Origin of the sequence: Paenibacillus lentimorbus NRRL B-30488 (assembly GCF_000411595.1) — a bacterium.
In the GTDB taxonomy this organism is placed as follows: Bacteria; Bacillota; Bacilli; order Bacillales; family Bacillaceae; genus Bacillus; species Bacillus velezensis.
On sequence record NZ_ANAT01000033.1, the window covers coordinates 38,321 to 55,200 of the forward strand.

The window sequence follows — 16,880 nt, forward strand, 5'->3', positions numbered from 1 at the left end:
ACGCCTACAGTCTTTTCAAGACCGCGTTTTTCGCATATTGCATAAAACACCACGAAGCCTTGATAAAATGCAGGCGCTCAATTTCTCTATAAACAAACCACGTTTTTTTTGCGGCTTTCCACTTGTTGCTTGAAATCGAATTCTGCACAAGCCTGTATTCTGAAAGGCACTCATTCAGGCCGTAAGCCGTAAATCCCCTTTTCAGCAGGGAAAGCCATGTCGCTAAATCCTGCCGTGTTCTGATATCAGGCATTTGAATCTGCCCCGTCTGCTCTCTGTCAATCATAACCGTTAAACATCCGATAATCGTGTTTTTTAAAGCTTCATCATATGACAGGCTTTCAGGGGCTTGAATCGTTTTGTCCGTCGGCGTTCCGTCCTGCTCCATGACGCTGTAGCCCGTAAATGAAAAAGCGCAGGACCGCTCTGCCATAAACGCAAGCTGTTTTTGAAGCTTTTCCTTTTTCCATCTGTCATCGCTGTCCAGAAATGCGACATAACGGCCCTTGGCATGTTTAAGGGCTGTATTTCTGGCAGCCGCGGCTCCCCCGTTTTTATCTAAATAAACGACGCGGATCCGCTCATCTTTTTGTTCATATTGCCGTAAAATATCTCTCGTTCCGTCCGTTGAACAATCATCCGCGATAATCATTTCCCAATGCCGGTGGCTTTGATGTAAAACGGACTGAATCGTGTCTTCGATATATTCACTTGCGTTATAAGACGGTGTAATGACAGATACGAAAGGTTTCCAGTTTGTCATGGTCACATCTCCATCGCAGATTTTTACAAGGACTCTCTAAAAAACTCCGGAATGACAATGAACATAAAGGCAACTGCAATGCCGATTAAAACGCCCAGAACCGCTTTCTTTTTCGGCGGCATGCCTTGTCCCGCCGTTTCATTCATCGGCTCTGAATTGATGACGCCGGCCGCTTTCAGGTTCAGCTGCGTATTTTTCAATTCGTATAAAAATCGTTCCTTATCCACTTTGGCGTCCGCGCTGACGGTTTCTCCTTCAAGCGCAGCAATACTCTGCCGCACTACTTTTGCCCGTTTTTCAAACAGGTCCTGATCATTCTTCAGAAAAGTTGTTATGACGGCTTGAAACACCGATTCGGTCTCCTGTTTGTTTTGGCCGCTGTAGCTGACCGTGATCAATGAATCTGATTGTGTTTCGACAGTCAGTTTACTTTTCACGGCCGCTCTTTCTTCGTCTGTTTTATCAGGCAGAGCCTGCTTTAAAAAGGCATCGCTCGTCAAAAGGAGCGGGATTTCTTTTGTATTGTTATAAAGCGGATGATCATAATTTCCCGCGGCGATCGCGGCTTCTGATGTAAAACTGCTGTTTCCGCTTATTTTTGACGGCAATACATATCCCGCCGTTCCTAACACAACGGGCAGCGCAATGATCCAAATGATATTTTTTTTGATACGCCGGGTTATTCTTGTCAACATATCCTTCATCTCGCATCTCCCTGTTTTTCATAGTACGCCGTGACGGCAGACTCCTTTTGTAAACGCCTCAATATATTGACCGCCGCGATCACGAGCGAGAGAAATACCCAGTGGAAAAATAAATTTGATACGGAGCTTGGGCTGATGCTGCTTACCAAAAAACCGGCCATTGCCGTGATAAGTCCTTCTGTGATCAGTCTTGACTGATTTTCCGATTTTCTTTCATGACATTTATAAAGTGTCCAAAAAAGGAACAAATAGACTGTCAGGTAACCGAGCATCGTAAGCACGCCGAAGTTCGCCATAATCTCGACGAGCCAGTTGTGCACCTCAACTACGCCGCCCGTATCATAAACGGGCTCCGCTTTTAAATAGTAAGAGACATTTCCGGCACCCACTCCGAACCCCCAGGAATCAATCACATAGTGAAAGGCGTTCTTTAAAAGATTCGCCCTGGCGAGGTTGGAAGGAAGCGGCTGCTGTCCCGGCATCGCCTGCGGAGCTGAAAACAGATTCAAGACGGCATTGGTGATACGGCCCGCAAATAAAACCGCAAACAGCGCAGCACCCGCTCCCGCAGCGTACAGCGCGAATTTTTTCAACACGGAAGGCAGCAGGATGAAGACGTATACAGCCGCCCCCGCGCATATGCCCAGCAGACTCGCGCGCGAACCGGTCAAAATGATTAAATACAAAGCGCAGATCGCAAAGAGCAGGCTGACGGCCTTCACATAGCCGTTTTTCATATTTTTCACCGCCGCCGCATACAGAAAGAAACTGATGCACAAAAACGTCGCGAAATCATTTTGATTAAAGAAAACGGACGTCGGATAATGCTGTTTGTACTGCGGGCCGTTATAAAGCGTGGAGCTCGGCAGATGGTTGTGTGTAAAATGGTTGTAAAAGCCGATCGCCATCACAAAAATGGTCATCCCAAGCCATATGCCGTAAAAAACCATCAGCTGATCAAAGCGCTGAATGAACATGACAATAAGATAAATCAAAAACATGCCCATTCCCATTAAAGCTAAATATTTAATCCCGTACGTCACGGATTTTGCCCACAATAACGATAGGAGACCGTATGTAAACCATAAGGCGAAAAACATCAGAACCCCTTTTACATTCACCCGATTCCATCTGTCAATATGATGACGGTTTGTCAGGGTGCCGGCGATGTGAAGGGCGCCCGCTCCGATTAATAACAGCCGGTATATAAATAAGCTGAAAAATCCGAGATGAACCGCAAAGAAGGCCTGGTTTAAAAATGTACACGCGATCAGTATATAAATGAGCCCCATAAACATCTGACCGTTTGTTGTAAAGGCGGATAGCAAAGCAAGTCCGGCAATGCCGATCATGGCGGCAAGCAGCAGCACGGTGATTTTTCCGAAGCCGGCATCCGCCCTGACCGCCCCCAGCATGATGCATCCTCCTGTAATGACAGCGGCAAGCAGCACAAGAACATGTGCCGCTGAACGTTTGATACTCACATGGCAAACCCCTTTCCAAAACCGGCAGCCGAGCCGGACTGCCGAGAGCCTGAAAACAAATCTTTTTCTATCTTGCCAGTTCTTTTATTTGCCGATCGGCATGAACCGCCGGACGTCCGACGGAATGATAAGTGAATCCTGAAACCCTCATATACTCCAACGGAAACATATTTCTGCCGTCAATGATGACCGGCTGTTTGAGCAGCTGCTTCACTCTCTGAAGATCCATCTCCTTGACTTCCGGCCAATCTGTTGTAATCAGGCATGCGTCCGCGTTTTTGATGGCACTGTACATCTCTGTGTGATATTCAATGCCGCCTTCTCCTAATATCGCTGACGCTTCGGGAATCGCGATCGGATCATACGCTTTCACGTGAGCGCCCTGCTCTTTAAGACTTGTGATGATATCAAGAGCCGGGGCGGAGCGGACGTCATTTGTATGCGGTTTAAAGGCCAGCCCCAGTACGGCCACGGTTTTCCCTTTTAAGGGACCGATGGCGCGGTTCAATTTTTCCGTAATACGGACCCGCTGCTTCTGATTGGTTTCAATGACGGCTTCCATCATTTCAAACGGATAGCCGGCGGCGTTTGCGATATGCAATAAAGCCGTTGTATCCTTCGGAAAGCAGGATCCGCCGAATCCGATGCCCGCCTGCAGAAATTTATTCCCGATCCGGCTGTCAAGGCCGACGCCTTCTGACACGTGAGAAATGTCCGCCCCGACACGTTCGCAAATATTGGCGATATCGTTAATAAAAGATATTTTGGCGGCTAAAAAAGCATTTGCGGCATACTTAATCATTTCCGCGCTTTCAAGATTGGTCTTTACGATCTTCGTACGGAACGGCTTATGAAGCTCTTCAATGACCGAAGCGGCATGTTCGCTTGTGGCGCCGATAACCGTCCGCTCCATCTGCATCGTATCCCGCACCGCCGAACCTTCGCGGAGGAATTCAGGATTTGACGCGACATCAAACGGATATGTTCCCTTTGACGCTTCGCTGACGATTTGGTAAACGAGCTTTCCCGTCCCGACCGGAACAGTGCTTTTGGTGACAATGATTTTGTATCCGTTCAGCTGTTCTCCGATTGTTTGCGCCGCTGCCTTAATGTAGGTCAGATCGGCTTCACCCGTCTTTGACATCGGCGTACCGACGGCGATATAGATGATATCAGCGGCTTTCACAGCCGGCTCAATATCGGCCGTAAAGGATAACCGCCCGGCACTGACATTTTTTTCGGCTAATTCCTCAAGCCCCGGTTCATATATCGGGATGACTCCGTTTTGCAAGCTTCTGATTTTCGCTTCATTGATGTCACAGCAAGTCACATGATGGCCGATTTCCGCAAAACAAGTTCCAGATACAAGACCTACATACCCTGTTCCTAATACAGCGATTTTTTTCACAGCTTCATCCCTCTTTCGAAAGGTTCTCCTCTTGCCCGGCCCGGTTCATGACGGACCGGTATTTCTCTTTCAGCGTTTTCGCGTTTTGGCTTGCGTCAAAATACGTGCGGACGGTTTGATAAAGTTCCTCGGCTGTTTGCGGCGTCCAAGCCTCTCCTTCGTCATATTGCAGAATGGATTCTGCCAGCGTGTCAGGCGAACCCGGCTTGATCAGCAAACCTCTATATTTCCCAAATAAAGAAGCCAATCCTCCGACATCGGTACAGATCACCGGCACCTTCAGAGCGAGCGCCTCAATGACCACAGTCGGCATGCCTTCGCTGTAGGACGGCAGCGCCATTATATCCGAGGCCAGCAGATAGTCCTGTACCTTGTCGTTCGGCACTTGCCCCGTGACGATATGAGCGGCTTCACGCAATGAAGATGCGGCTGGACCGTCACCGACAAAGACAGCTTCATATCTTTCATCCAATGACTGAACGGCTTTTGATAAGTCGAAAACACCTTTCTCTTTGACAAGCCTGCCGATGAACACGATCAGTTTTCTATCCGGAGGAAGGCCGAGCCGTTTTCTGACGGCTTCTTTCGTCTCGTTCCTTTTTCGGAAGGCGTCAAGCGTGATGCCGATCGGAAGCACGCTGCACTCCGCTTCGATGAGCTTTTTCATTTGTCCCCGCAGACTGCCGCTCACAGCGTAAATATCGGCTGCTTCCCGCACCGCAAATGTAAATGCGCGATGAGCGCTTTTGCTGTAATGCGGATAGACATTGACATCACTGCCATGCAAGGTCAGCACATACGGGATGCCTAAAGCCTTTGACACAATGGCCGCCGCTCCGCCTGACGGCATGGCGAAATGCGCGTGAATCAGATCGGGCTTCAGGCCATGATTTTTAATTTCGGAAAGAACCGATGACGCCATTCTTTTATGCGGCTGCGCCCATTTCAGCTGTCCGGGAACCGCCTGATAAAACGGCCGGTGGACGGACACGCCTCTCCGCCATTCATGCGCCGGCCTTATATCCTTTTGCCGATACGTCTTTTTCAGCACCCGGAATGGCGCGGCGAGTTTTGGCTGCGGACAAATGACAGTCATCTCCGCGCCAAGCTTTCTCAGTTCTTGAGCCTGCGTCTCATGAAAAACACCTTCTCCCGGCTTCTCACTGCTCGGATATACACTTGTCATCCACAATACCTTCATAGCAAACGTCCTTTTCTTAATTTACTTTTCATATGCGGATAAGCTTTTCCTAACAGGAATAAATAACACAACGCGCCGCAGGCTACGGAGATCGCCAGCCGCAGCTTGACATCAAGGCTGATCCGCTCCGTTCCGAAGCTGGCTGTAAAGGCGATGACACCCATTGCCGCCGTAAGCAGAAATGGTTTGGCCACGGCTTTGAAGTAAGCCGACAGCCGCAGCTTAATGACATATGCCAGCAGCCAGCGCCCGATCAGGAAATTCAGGATGCTGATGAAAGCGTACGTCCAGGCTACCGTCAAGAGATTTCCGGACAGCACGGCGGCGTACAAAGATGCACCGTACAGCAGCATCACCCCGGCGTCCCAATAAAATGCCAGATCGGCCCGCCCTTTTGCCAGCAGCACTGATCCGTTCGGATTCATCAGAACCCTTAAAATCCCGACGATGGCGAGAACGTTTAAAACCGGGACAGCCGCCAGCCATTTTTCTCCGAAAACCGAAGCCACGAATGCATCCGATACTGAAACCAAACCGAGCAAGAGCGGAAAGGATATCAGCGCGAGTATTTTGGTCATATTGAGAAACCCTTCTCTGATCACGCTGTTTTCATGCTTGTTTTTCGCAAAGACGGGAAACGCGACTCTCGTAATGATCGGATTAATTTTTAATACCGGAAGCGTGACAATCTGGTAAGCCAGATTGTAAATGCCGAGCGCCTCGGCGCCGATAAAACTGCCGATCAGAATCATATCAATATTCGCCCCGAGCCGGTTCACAAGCCGGGAAGACAGCTGAAAGGCTCCGAAAGAAAAGAAGCCTTTCATTCCCTTCAGATCAAAAACGAACGCCGGTCTCCATGTTTTTCTGCAGGACACCCAGTACAGAATGCCTTTTGACGATTGCAGCAGCACCTGGGAAATCACATACGCGAGAATCGGGTCCGTATAAAAAACCGCAGCCGCCAAGTAAACGAAGGACAGCACATTTGAAAAGATTTCAATCTTGCTTAGCGTGTTAAATGCCAGCGCTTTTTGCAGCATATACTGATATTGCTGACCGATCGGCGCGATTAAAAACATGACGGCCAGCACGCGGATTAAATAGACAAGCTCCTCCCGCCGATAAAAATCGGCAATGAGCGGACTGCTGAAAAACAGCAGCGCAAACAGCGCAAGCCCCGTTATGATATTCAGCCAGTACAAGGAAGACATCTGTTTTTCAGTCACATGATCTTTTTGAATGAGCGCGGCGCCAAAACCCATATCAAGCGCAATTTGGGCAAACACCACTACCGTTGTGATCATGCCGACAAGGCCGAATTCAGCCAGTGACATGACCCGCCCGAGCAGGGCGAATTGGACGATTTGAATGACCGTAATACACGCTGTCGAAATACTTGTCCATTTGGCGCCGCTCAAAATTTGATTTGTAATACTAGGCATCGTTTTCCCTACTTTTTTGTCTGCTGACCAGAATTTTTATCGCGCCCCGTCACCGGTCCAGATCACTTTGCACGTTTTGAGCATAATCTTCAGTTCCAATGAAAAGGTCAGGTTGCGGATATAATATAAGTCAAACATCAGTTTTTCCCTCGGTGTCATGTCATATCCCCCGTTGACCTGCGCCCAGCCGCTTAATCCCGGCTTAACGGCCAGCCGCTCCGTAAACCCCGGAATCTCAGCCTGAAACTGTTCCGTAAACACGGGACGCTCGGGACGCGGGCCGATCAGGCTCATTTCTCCCCGAAGCACATTTACCAGCTGCGGCAGCTCATCAATACGGGTCCTTCTGATAAAAGCGCCGACCTTTGTCACGCGGGGATCCTTTTTCAGCGCCCAGACCGCCCCCGATTTTTCAGCATCTATTTTCATAGAGCGGAGCTTATACAAATAAAACGGCTTCCCGTCTTTGCCTACCCGCTCCTGCTTGTAAAAAGCCGGGCCGGGCGACTCCAAACGAATCAGTATGAAGAACAGGCCCATCACCGGGAGCGCCGCCAAAAGCCCCGCAAGCGCAAACACAATGTCCATGAATCGCTTAAAAGCCAAATAACGGGCCGCTCTTTCCGTAACGGCAGCGGAAGTCCCCTGCCGCACTGCATAGTTATTATTTACATTCATGCTTTTCTCTGCTCCCACTGACACACACCTCACGATTTGTTGGGATGTTTGATGACCTATGCCGTGAGTTTAGCAGATGGATGTTAATTGGAAGTAAAGGAAACGTTAATGTTTATTAGAATGTTTCGATTATTGTTTTTTTATTGTAAATCTATTCATATCCATATTTGAGACAAAGCATAATGAAAAATAAAAAACAGACCGGTATGAACCGGTCTGTTTCCATGAAAAAGATTATCGGAAATAGGAGGAAACGCCTTGGGTGATCCCCGCCGCGAGTCTGTCCTTTTTCGTTGATTGTTTTAAAATATTGGCATCAATCGGGCTTGTGACAAAACCGGTTTCTAACAAGACACTCGGCATTTTAGAATACTTAATGACGTAAAATCCGGCGGTTTTCACACCGCGGTCACGCGTGCCGAGAGCAGAAACCATTCTCGGCTGAATATTTTGGGCAAGCCTCAGACTGTTTGCGGATTGGTAGGTTTTATCATAATACGTCTCCGTACCGTTTGCACTGCTGTTATCATTCGCATTTGCATGGACGCTGATGAAAATATCGGCGTTCGCCTTCGCCCCTTTGTTCACTCTCTCCTCAAGCGAATCAAAGGTGTCGCCCTTTCTTGACATTACAGTAAGCGCGCCCGCGCCGTATAATTGATTGTTAAGACGCGTAGCGATATCAAGGTTTACATTTTTCTCAAGCAAGCCGTTTCCGGTTGCACCTGAATCCTGATAGCCGTGCCCCGGATCAATAAAGACCGTTTTGCCGACAACGGGATTTTTAAGCTGCGACGCGGCATTGTTGCTTAAAGATGAAGCACTTCCTATGACGGTGAAGCTGGTGATGTTTTTACTTCCGATATACGTCCGGACGTCTTTTGACAGACTGTCTCCATTCGTCAGCAGGTGAACTCTTCCCTGTTTGGCGCTCAGCACGCCTCCGACGATGGTATCCGCCTCTTTAAAGCCATTGGTAACAAACGTATAGCCTGTGCTTAAGCCTGTCTTTTTTGCAAGATTCACAGACAGGTTATAGCGGTTTTTGCCGCTGATTCTTGATGGGTTCGGCAGCTTATTATAAAGTGAGCTGCTGATGCTGCTTGTCCCGCCGATGACAATCGTGTTTTTAATCCCTAAGCTTTTGATCGCATTGGACGTAGAACCATTTAACGTTGAATCATTAGTGAATAAAATCGGATATTTTTTAGCGGACGCATAAGAAATCGCAGCCATTCCATCTGCATCAACAAACCCGTTGACCACAAGGGCTGTAGAAGATCTTGTCATTTCACCCGCCACTTTTGCGGCTGTGGCATATCTCGTACTCCCTGATAACCGTTTGACACTGATGCCTAATTTAGCAATTTGATTTGCGGTATTTTTCGAAACGGCAGGTGTGCCGCCTACGATAATCACATTTTTCGTTTTTAAATCAATTAATCCCTTTTTTGTGCCGGCAGACAGCTGATCTTTATTTGTAAACAGCAGCGGCGCATTTTTTTGATATGCAAGCGGCGCAGCGGCAATTGCATCGGCATATGAAGTTCCGCCGGTGATAATTACCGTTTTCGCTTCACCCCATGATTGTTTTGCCGCCAGTACAGCCGTATCATACCGGGTGCTTCCGCCGATCCTTTTAACCGTGTTGTCAGCCAAAGCGGAAGGGACAAATAGAATGACCCCGAGAATAAAGACGGGGAGACATTTTATGATGAATTTCAATCCGATCTCCTCCACAGAAGTTTAGTAGTTTGTAAGTGCTGTATTAGGATAATAGAACGCAAGAATAGAAGTATACGGCTCTCCGGCCTCCGCTCTTTCTTTTGCTCCGTATTGACTCATTCCTACGCCGTGACCGTATCCCTTTCCTGATATCGTGATTTGCGAAGAATTACCGGACGCACTGGCGTATGTGCTTTTAAAAGATGAAGCTCCGATCATCGTCCTGAGTTCAGACGCTTTCACCTCAACAGATGCAGTCTTGTTCATGACATAGCCCTTCGACTTGTCATTCACATGGTACGTGACCTTCACCGCGGCGTCTTCCGCGCGCTGGCCTTTTGTTTTTCCGGTGAGCGAGAGATCAGAGATGCTTGCAATTTTTATGGAACTTGCATTGGTTTCTTTATTTTTCATCAGCCAATTTTTTATTCCGTTGAGCTGCGCAGCATTTGCTTCGTTTGTTTTAGACCACCAGGATGCGGGATTTTTCATATCCAGACCCGCTGGCAGCTGCTGCTTCTGCAATGTTAAAGACCAGCTGATTTCCGGATCTTTTGTGTCCTTTTTGGCTACTAAATACGGCACTTTCGATCCCCACACTTCATCGCCGGCTTCCATGTAACCGCCATTGCTTGATGAGTAAGTGGCATCTATCAATCTGCCGGAATAAGTGAGCACTTTCCCTTTTGTTCCGTTAACGGCTGCGGTGGCGTTTGGATACCAGCTGTATCCCCCGTAAACCTGAAAGGCCGTTGTATCCGCGACTGTTTGTCCCATCTTGCCGATAGAGTAGGTGCGGGCGGCAACAGCCTGGGCTTTCAGCGCTTCTGTCGGCCAGCTTCCCGGCATTTCATTCGGCAGGACACCTTTCAGATAATCCTCAAAAGGAATGTTTTCATTAACAGGTCTTACATATTTGCCGGATTCCGCAGTGAAACTCATATTCCCCAGATATGGCTTCCCGTCAATGCTGATTGTGTTTGCTGTTGAATATTTTTCAGGAACCGCCTTGAAAGACGTTTTTCCGCTGTTAATGCCTGCAACGCCTAATTTGCCGCCGGACGTTTCAATACGGTACGTCTTTCCGTTTACGAGATAAAACTCTTTTGCGTAAGCAGCCTTAACTGAATCGGCAATTGAATTCGCGCTGCCTATTAATGTATAAGAATAGGTGCCTTTCGTTTTAAAAAGGCTGGCCTCGTCGGCGGGTGTTTCGCTTTTTTTGATGTATACAAGCGGCATGTGATTTGCGGCGGCAATATTTGATCCGACAACGATGTCCGCTAATTTAGTCCCGTTGGCAGCCACCGTTTTGCTTGCATCCATGCCAAGCGAAGTGACTGCGTTTGCTGATATTTGATATCTGTTTGATCCGGTAATTCGTTTGGTGACCGAGGCCTTCTTTTTAATTTGATTCTCCACATCTTTGCTGACGCTTGAAGTGCCTCCCATGATGATCACTTTTTTAGGCAGATTGTAGCTCGGAAGGGAGTCTTTTTTCGTCAGAAGAATCGGATAGCCGTTTTGCGCGGCATATGGCGCGATTGCCAGCGCATCCGTATATACATCTCCCGTTACTACGACCGCCTGGTCATAGCTGCCCATTTCGGCCGCAATATTTTTGGACAGATCATATCTGTTTTTTCCGCTGATCCGTTTCGTGCGGCCGTATTTCTTCAATGTCTTTTCCGCGGCTGACGAAATACTGTTTGTCCCGCCGATGATTAAAATATTATCCGGATTGAATTTCTTGATTTGCGCTTCTGTGCTGCTGCTCAGTTTTTTCGCTTCAGTCAGCAGAACAGGCGCTTTCAGTTTATTCGCTAAAGGAATGACGGAAAGCGTGTCCGCAAAATAAGCGTCCGTATTCACGACGACCACGTTGGACGGGTTTTTCCAATACTTAGATGTCGCGGCGTTAGCCGTATCATATTTGGACGCGCCTCCCAATCTGACAACGGAGGAGACATCGCTTCCCGTCAGTTTATAAGTTCCTGAAGGTTCGATATTCAGAGTCGATTTATTACCAATATAATTCGTCAGTTTTACTGAGATATCAGAACTGGCCGCAAAAGTGCTTTCCGGTAATAAAGCCAGGCTGAATATCACAGAAAAACAGACAGCCCATATTATTTTCTTCAATTTTTATCCCGCCTTTTGCTGATCATGGTGTATTATTTTGCTTTCTCGATTTCCTTGATCTCTTTTTGGCCTTTATCATTTGTGAAATAAGTAATGCTGACTTTGTCATTTTCGCTGAATTTATTCAGAACATCAGAGAAGTCATCAGAAAATTCAAAGCTGACGGGCTGATCATCCACTTTTACTTCAATTGTGTGCGTATCCGCCATACCGACATAATATGCCGTTTCTTTTTGAGCCTGGTTCTCCGAAGAACCGCTTCCCTTCTTTGATTGTTCCGCCGTTCCGCACGCTGCCAATACAACAGAAAAAAGCAGTATTAAGAACGAAGCTGCAATAGTTTTTTTCATTTTTTTCACCTCATCTTTATTTATCGTCTTATACTAACTTTTTTTAAGGTAATTTTAAGGTCTTTTTGTAACCTTTTTTTAAGAATTTCGTCTATTACATGGTTATAAGTAAAAATATGACTGGGTTTATAAAGATTAGTAAATTGCATCATGAAAGTTAATAGAAAAGGTGATGACAAATGAGAGCTGAACGAAAAAGAAAGAAGAAAAAGGTTCTTCTGACAATCGTAACAATCATCGGGCTGTTAGTTTTATCATCAGGAGGCTACGTCTACTACTTGTGGCACAAAGCGGCTTCAACGGTGGCAAGCATTCAGGAAGACTTAAAAAAATCGGACAAACGTGACACGGATATAGATCTCGGAAAGAAGGATCCGATTTCTGTTTTAATCATGGGCGTCGATGAGCGGAAAAATGACAAAGGACGCGCGGATACGATGATTTATATGACCGTCAATCCTAAAACGAATACAACGGAAATGGTCAGCATCCCGCGCGATACGTATACGAAAATCTCCGGAAAAGGTACGATGGATAAAATCAACCACTCCTATGCCTTCGGCGGGACACAGATGGCCGCGGATACCGTCGAGGATCTGCTTGATGTGCCGGTAGATTACTTTGTGAAGGTAAACATGGAGAGCTTTAAAGATACCGTGGATACACTCGGCGGAATTACGGTGAACAGCACGTTCGCCTTCAGCTACGACGGGCATTCTTTCGGAAAGGGAAACATCAGCCTGAACGGCGAAGAAGCACTTGCCTACACCCGTATGAGAAAAGAAGACCCCCGGGGGGATTTCGGCAGACAGCAGCGGCAGCGCCAAGTGATTGAAGGGATTATTTCTAAGGGGGCAAACATCTCGTCTGTCACGAAATTCGGAGATATGTTTAAGGTCATTGAAAACAATATGAAAACAAACATGTCATTCGATGATATGTGGACGGTTATGACTGACTATAAAAACGCCCGCAGCAAAGTCACTCAGCATGAACTGAAGGGAACGGGAACGAGAATCAACAATATCTATTATTACAAATTAGATGAAGCAAGCCTCGCTTCAGTCAAAAAAGAATTAAAAGAAAGCCTGAAATAAATAAAAAAACTCTGCATATGATGCAGAGTTTTTTTATTCTGTAAAAGGCTGCGGACGGGTTTTTCTATAGCCGTACCGATAAAGCAGTTCTTCCGCAATCCGTTTTGAGGCCGATCCGTCACCATAAGGGTTTGACGCCTTTGACATCCGTTCATACTCGGCCTGATCGGTTAAGAGCTGTTTTGTCAGCTGATACACCGTTTCTTCATCTGTACCCGCCAGCTTCAATGTCCCGGCTTTCACTCCTTCGGGGCGCTCGGTTGTGTCCCGAAGCACCAAGACCGGCTTTCCGAGAGAAGGCGCTTCCTCCTGAACCCCGCCTGAGTCGGTCAAAATGAAATTTGCTTTCGCAGCGAAGTTATGGAAATCCACGACCTCCAGAGGTTCTATTAAATGCACCCTGTCCGAATCAGCAAAATGGGCTTCTGCGGCCTCACGAACTGCGGGATTCAAATGAACGGGATAAACGACTTGTACGTCCTCAAACTCTTCAACGATTCTTCTGACGGCCTTAAACATCTGTTCCATCGGCCTGCCTAAATTTTCACGTCTGTGCGCTGTCAAAAGAATCATCCTGCTTCCTTCCAGCTTGTCAAAAATCGGATGAGAATAGTCTTCCCGCACTGTCGTTTGAAGCGCGTCTATCGCCGTATTTCCCGTGATAAATATAGAATCCGGCTTTTTATTTTCAGCAAGCAGATTCTGTTCTGCCTGGCTTGTCGGCGCAAAATTCACATCAGCGATCACGCCCGTCATCTGCCGGTTGATTTCTTCAGGGAAAGGAGAGTATTTATTTTTCGTACGCAGACCGGCTTCCACATGGCCGACGGCGATTTGATGATAAAAGGCGGCAAGGCTTCCGGCGAACGTTGTCGTCGTATCTCCGTGGACCAAAACGATATCTGGTTTTACTTCTTGAAACAGCTTGTCCAGTTTCAGCAAAGCATGAGATGTAATTTCTGAAAGCGTTTGACGCTCTTTCATAATATTCAAATCATAATCAGGCGTAATGCTGAATGCTTCAAGCACTTGATCCAGCATCTGTCTGTGCTGTGCGGTTACAGTCACCAGCGAATCAATTTCCTGATATTTTTCAAGCTCTAATACGAGCGGAGCCATTTTAATTGCTTCAGGTCTTGTACCGAATACGGTCATTACTTTTAGTTTTTCAACGGTTTGTCTGCACCTCGTTTTATATGTCGGATATCCCTTCATGTTAACATATTTATGCCGTTTCTTAGATATTGTAAAGCTTAATGGCAGACAAAGCAAAAACCTTTATAAGACTCTTTGAAAGCGGATTAAAAGGTGTGAATTTTAATCAATTGTGGTAAAGTGGAAAAAGACTAGGTTATAGTTCTGAAAAAAAGATTTTGCAGAAACAAGGATGGTGTTATTCAGTGAAGAAAGTACGCAAAGCCATTATTCCGGCAGCAGGTTTAGGCACTCGTTTTTTGCCGGCCACAAAAGCAATGCCTAAAGAAATGCTTCCAATCGTTGATAAGCCGACAATTCAGTATATTATCGAAGAAGCTGTCGAATCCGGAATCGAAGATATTATTATCGTAACCGGAAAAGGAAAAAGAGCAATAGAAGACCATTTCGACAATGCCCCTGAACTGGAACGCAATTTAGAAGAAAAAGGGAAAATCGAACTGCTTCAAAAAGTGAAAAAATCGTCAAATATTGCGGATATCCACTATATTCGCCAAAAAGAGCCAAAAGGACTCGGTCATGCCGTTTGGTGCGCACGCAACTTCATCGGCGATGAACCTTTCGCCGTTCTTCTCGGCGATGATATTGTCCAGGCTGAAAAACCGGGACTTCGTCAGCTGATGGATGAATACGAAAAAACATTGTCTTCAATCATCGGTGTTCAGCAAGTTCCTGAAAGCGACACACACCGCTACGGAATTATCGATCCGTTAACAAATGAAGGCCGCCGTTACCAGGTCAAAAATTTTGTAGAGAAGCCTGAACCGGGCACAGCTCCTTCCAACTTGGCTATTTTAGGAAGATACGTTTTCACTCCTGAAATTTTCATGTACCTTGAACAGCAGGAAGTCGGTGCAGGAGGAGAAATTCAATTAACGGACGCCATCCAAAAGCTCAATGACATTCAGCGTGTCTTCGCTTATGATTTCGAAGGAAAACGTTACGATGTCGGTGAAAAACTCGGATTTATCGAGACTACGCTAGAATTTGCCTTACAAGATCAGGATATCCGCCATAAATTAATTCCGTTCATGAAGGATCTTCTTGAAAAAGAAGAAGCTGGCGAATAGAAAAAGCTGCCGAATCCGGCAGCTTTTTTATGTGATCTTTACTTTTCAGACGTTACCGTCAGTGTTTTATCAGCATTGTTCACAGAAAAAGTATATTCCTGATTTTTAAGCATGAGCAAATTCTGATTGATTTTGCTGCCGCCTTTTTCACTTAAAGCTGAGATGTCTGCAGGACGCGATAAATGAAAAACCACTTCGGAGACTGTATCATTGTCAATCACTACATCCGTTTTTGCATCGGATGCTTTTAATACGTTCCGTCCGTCAGCCGTTTGTCCCGCAGCTGGATTTTTCAATTTACGCTGCACATCGTCCCGGCTTTTATTGAGATATGAGAGAAACTCTTCTGCTGTTTGGCTTGATAAACTGCCGCTGAAATCGCTGAGCTGAACATCCGTCTTTTTTAAAGCGTTCACTTTATGCAAATCAGTCTTTTTCATAAAGTACTCTTTATCGTCTAATCTCACTTTGGCCGCTTGGTTATTCTCGGCTTCTATCTGCACCTTCGTGCCGAAACTTACACTTGCGGAGGCTTTTCCTTTTATATCTTTTTCAGTGTAAAGGTCCGCCTTTTCAGCTTTTACCAAAGCAGGTTTATTCACAGACTCATAAAGGCCGGCATCGCTCTGTTTGACATCACCGAAAGATGTGATCGCACGCAGAGGCTTGTCTGAAAACATCGAAGCGCCTGCGCCGACAGCCAGCAATGCAAGCAGCGTAATCTGTATCGTATTGGCAATGAATTTAGGCTTCGCTTTCTTTTGCTGCGCCTGAGTGATTTTCTGTTCCTCGGCTGCACGCGTTCTGCCTTCAATCTGCTCGTTTTGATATTTCTTTTTTCTTTCTTTGAAAGCTTGTTGAACCAATCCACAAAAGCTTTATATTCTTTTACAACGGCTTTCGTTTCGTCGAACATACGCATTTCGCCGTAATGCATCCAAGCCACCCGGTCACACATTTTCTCAATCTGTCCGATGGAATGACTGACGAAAAAGATCGTTTTGCCGCGTTCTTTAAATTCCGTAATGCGGTCCACACATTTCTGATAGAAAGTCTGGTCCCCTACTGAGAGCGCCTCATCAATAATAAGGATGTCAGGGTCCATATGCGCCGATATGGCAAAACCGAGACGGGATTTCATACCGCTCGAATAGCTTTTAACAGGCTGATCTATAAAGTCGCCGATATCCGCGAATTCAACGATTTTTTCATAAAGCTCGTCTATCTGCCGATTGTTGAGACCCATCATCAAGCATTTTAAACGAATGTTGTCCTTGCCGCTTAATTGATTGTTTAATCCGGCAGAAATCGCGATTAAAGACGGCTGCCCGTTCATATCAATCTCACCGCTTGTCGGCGGAATGATCTTTGCAAGCAGATTGGACATCGTTGATTTTCCCGAGCCGTTGATACCTACGAATCCGATCGTTTCCCCTTCATAGACGTCAAAAGATACATTTCGGACAGCGAAAAAACCTTTTTGATTTCTGTTTGGGAAAAACAGTCCTTTAATTTTGTCAGACTGTTTTTTATATAGAAAATACTGTTTTGAAACATTTCTGAACGAAACTTTTAGTTTCATCGTATAATCTCCTTAC

General features: G+C 46.4%; 13 protein-coding genes and 1 pseudogene. 2 read left to right on the forward strand and 12 right to left on the reverse strand.

What is annotated here, in order from left to right; all coding sequences use genetic code 11:
* Positions 1–4 precede the first annotated feature (4 nt).
* From tuaG to D368_RS16770, 10 genes are all read right to left on the reverse strand, one after another.
* Positions 5–763 (reverse strand): teichuronic acid biosynthesis protein TuaG, encoded by a 759-nt coding sequence (gene tuaG, locus D368_RS16725; RefSeq protein ID WP_031379258.1) that lies wholly within the window; start codon positions 761–763, stop codon positions 5–7.
* 23 nt (positions 764–786) lie between these two features.
* Positions 787–1,467: a teichuronic acid biosynthesis protein TuaF gene (tuaF, locus tag D368_RS16730; RefSeq protein WP_101562491.1), complete on the reverse strand. Its 681-nt coding sequence runs from the start codon at positions 1,465–1,467 to the stop codon at positions 787–789.
* Positions 1,464–2,951 (reverse strand): teichuronic acid biosynthesis protein TuaE, encoded by a 1,488-nt coding sequence (gene tuaE, locus D368_RS16735; protein WP_128574995.1) that lies wholly within the window; start codon positions 2,949–2,951, stop codon positions 1,464–1,466. The genes tuaF and tuaE overlap by 4 nt, the downstream gene beginning before the upstream one ends.
* Before the next feature lie 67 nt (positions 2,952–3,018).
* On the reverse strand, positions 3,019–4,359 hold the full coding sequence (gene tuaD / locus D368_RS16740) for a UDP-glucose 6-dehydrogenase TuaD (protein ID WP_128574996.1): 1,341 nt from the start codon (positions 4,357–4,359) through the stop codon (positions 3,019–3,021).
* A gap of 4 nt (positions 4,360–4,363) precedes the next feature.
* On the reverse strand, positions 4,364–5,560 hold the full coding sequence (gene tuaC / locus D368_RS16745; RefSeq protein WP_071392370.1) for a teichuronic acid biosynthesis protein TuaC: 1,197 nt from the start codon (positions 5,558–5,560) through the stop codon (positions 4,364–4,366).
* Complete coding sequence (gene tuaB / locus D368_RS16750; protein ID WP_071392371.1) at positions 5,557–7,005, reverse strand: teichuronic acid biosynthesis protein TuaB; 1,449 nt, start codon at positions 7,003–7,005, stop codon at positions 5,557–5,559. Before tuaB ends, tuaC begins: the two co-directional genes overlap by 4 nt.
* Before the next feature lie 36 nt (positions 7,006–7,041).
* A complete protein-coding gene (locus tag D368_RS16755; RefSeq protein ID WP_071392372.1) occupies positions 7,042–7,701 on the reverse strand; it encodes an exopolysaccharide biosynthesis polyprenyl glycosylphosphotransferase in 660 nt (219 codons plus the stop codon).
* 216 nt (positions 7,702–7,917) lie between these two features.
* On the reverse strand, positions 7,918–9,408 hold the full coding sequence (locus tag D368_RS16760) for an N-acetylmuramoyl-L-alanine amidase (protein ID WP_070082466.1): 1,491 nt from the start codon (positions 9,406–9,408) through the stop codon (positions 7,918–7,920).
* Between the two features lie 21 nt (positions 9,409–9,429).
* Positions 9,430–11,550 carry a SpoIID/LytB domain-containing protein gene (locus D368_RS16765; protein ID WP_115941111.1) on the reverse strand — a complete coding sequence of 707 codons (2,121 nt, stop codon included), beginning with the start codon at positions 11,548–11,550 and terminating at the stop codon, positions 9,430–9,432.
* A gap of 32 nt (positions 11,551–11,582) precedes the next feature.
* Positions 11,583–11,900 carry a hypothetical protein gene (locus D368_RS16770; protein WP_003151370.1) on the reverse strand — a complete coding sequence of 106 codons (318 nt, stop codon included), beginning with the start codon at positions 11,898–11,900 and terminating at the stop codon, positions 11,583–11,585.
* A gap of 179 nt (positions 11,901–12,079) precedes the next feature.
* Between D368_RS16770 and tagU the strand changes: the two genes are divergently transcribed.
* A complete protein-coding gene (gene tagU / locus D368_RS16775) occupies positions 12,080–12,997 on the forward strand; it encodes a polyisoprenyl-teichoic acid--peptidoglycan teichoic acid transferase TagU (protein WP_071392375.1) in 918 nt (305 codons plus the stop codon).
* A gap of 33 nt (positions 12,998–13,030) precedes the next feature.
* On the opposite strand, the gene wecB is transcribed toward tagU, so the two are convergent.
* Entirely contained in the window at positions 13,031–14,212 is a 1,182-nt protein-coding gene (wecB, locus tag D368_RS16780) for a non-hydrolyzing UDP-N-acetylglucosamine 2-epimerase (protein ID WP_128574997.1), read from the reverse strand.
* Positions 14,213–14,397: 185 nt separating this feature from the next.
* Here wecB and galU point away from each other — a divergent pair, with 185 nt between their 5' ends.
* Complete coding sequence (galU, locus tag D368_RS16785; protein WP_025853545.1) at positions 14,398–15,282, forward strand: UTP--glucose-1-phosphate uridylyltransferase GalU; 885 nt, start codon at positions 14,398–14,400, stop codon at positions 15,280–15,282.
* 38 nt (positions 15,283–15,320) lie between these two features.
* Here the strand turns inward: galU and tagH are convergent.
* Positions 15,321–16,864, reverse strand: a pseudogene (tagH, locus tag D368_RS16790) (teichoic acids export ABC transporter ATP-binding subunit TagH).
* Positions 16,865–16,880 lie beyond the last annotated feature (16 nt).

What these genes read in the sequence shown, in the direction of transcription:
- tagU (WP_071392375.1), top strand. Translation starts at nt 12,080, where the DNA reads ATGAGAGCTGAACGAAAAAGAAAGAAGAAAAAGGTTCTTCTGACAATC.
- wecB (WP_128574997.1), bottom strand. Translation starts at nt 14,212, where the DNA reads ATGAAGGGATATCCGACATATAAAACGAGGTGCAGACAAACCGTTGAA.
- tuaB (WP_071392371.1), bottom strand. Translation starts at nt 7,005, where the DNA reads ATGCCTAGTATTACAAATCAAATTTTGAGCGGCGCCAAATGGACAAGT.
- D368_RS16770 (WP_003151370.1), bottom strand. Translation starts at nt 11,900, where the DNA reads ATGAAAAAAACTATTGCAGCTTCGTTCTTAATACTGCTTTTTTCTGTT.
- tuaF (WP_101562491.1), bottom strand. Translation starts at nt 1,467, where the DNA reads ATGAAGGATATGTTGACAAGAATAACCCGGCGTATCAAAAAAAATATC.
- tuaC (WP_071392370.1), bottom strand. Translation starts at nt 5,560, where the DNA reads ATGAAGGTATTGTGGATGACAAGTGTATATCCGAGCAGTGAGAAGCCG.
- tuaG (WP_031379258.1), bottom strand. Translation starts at nt 763, where the DNA reads ATGACAAACTGGAAACCTTTCGTATCTGTCATTACACCGTCTTATAAC.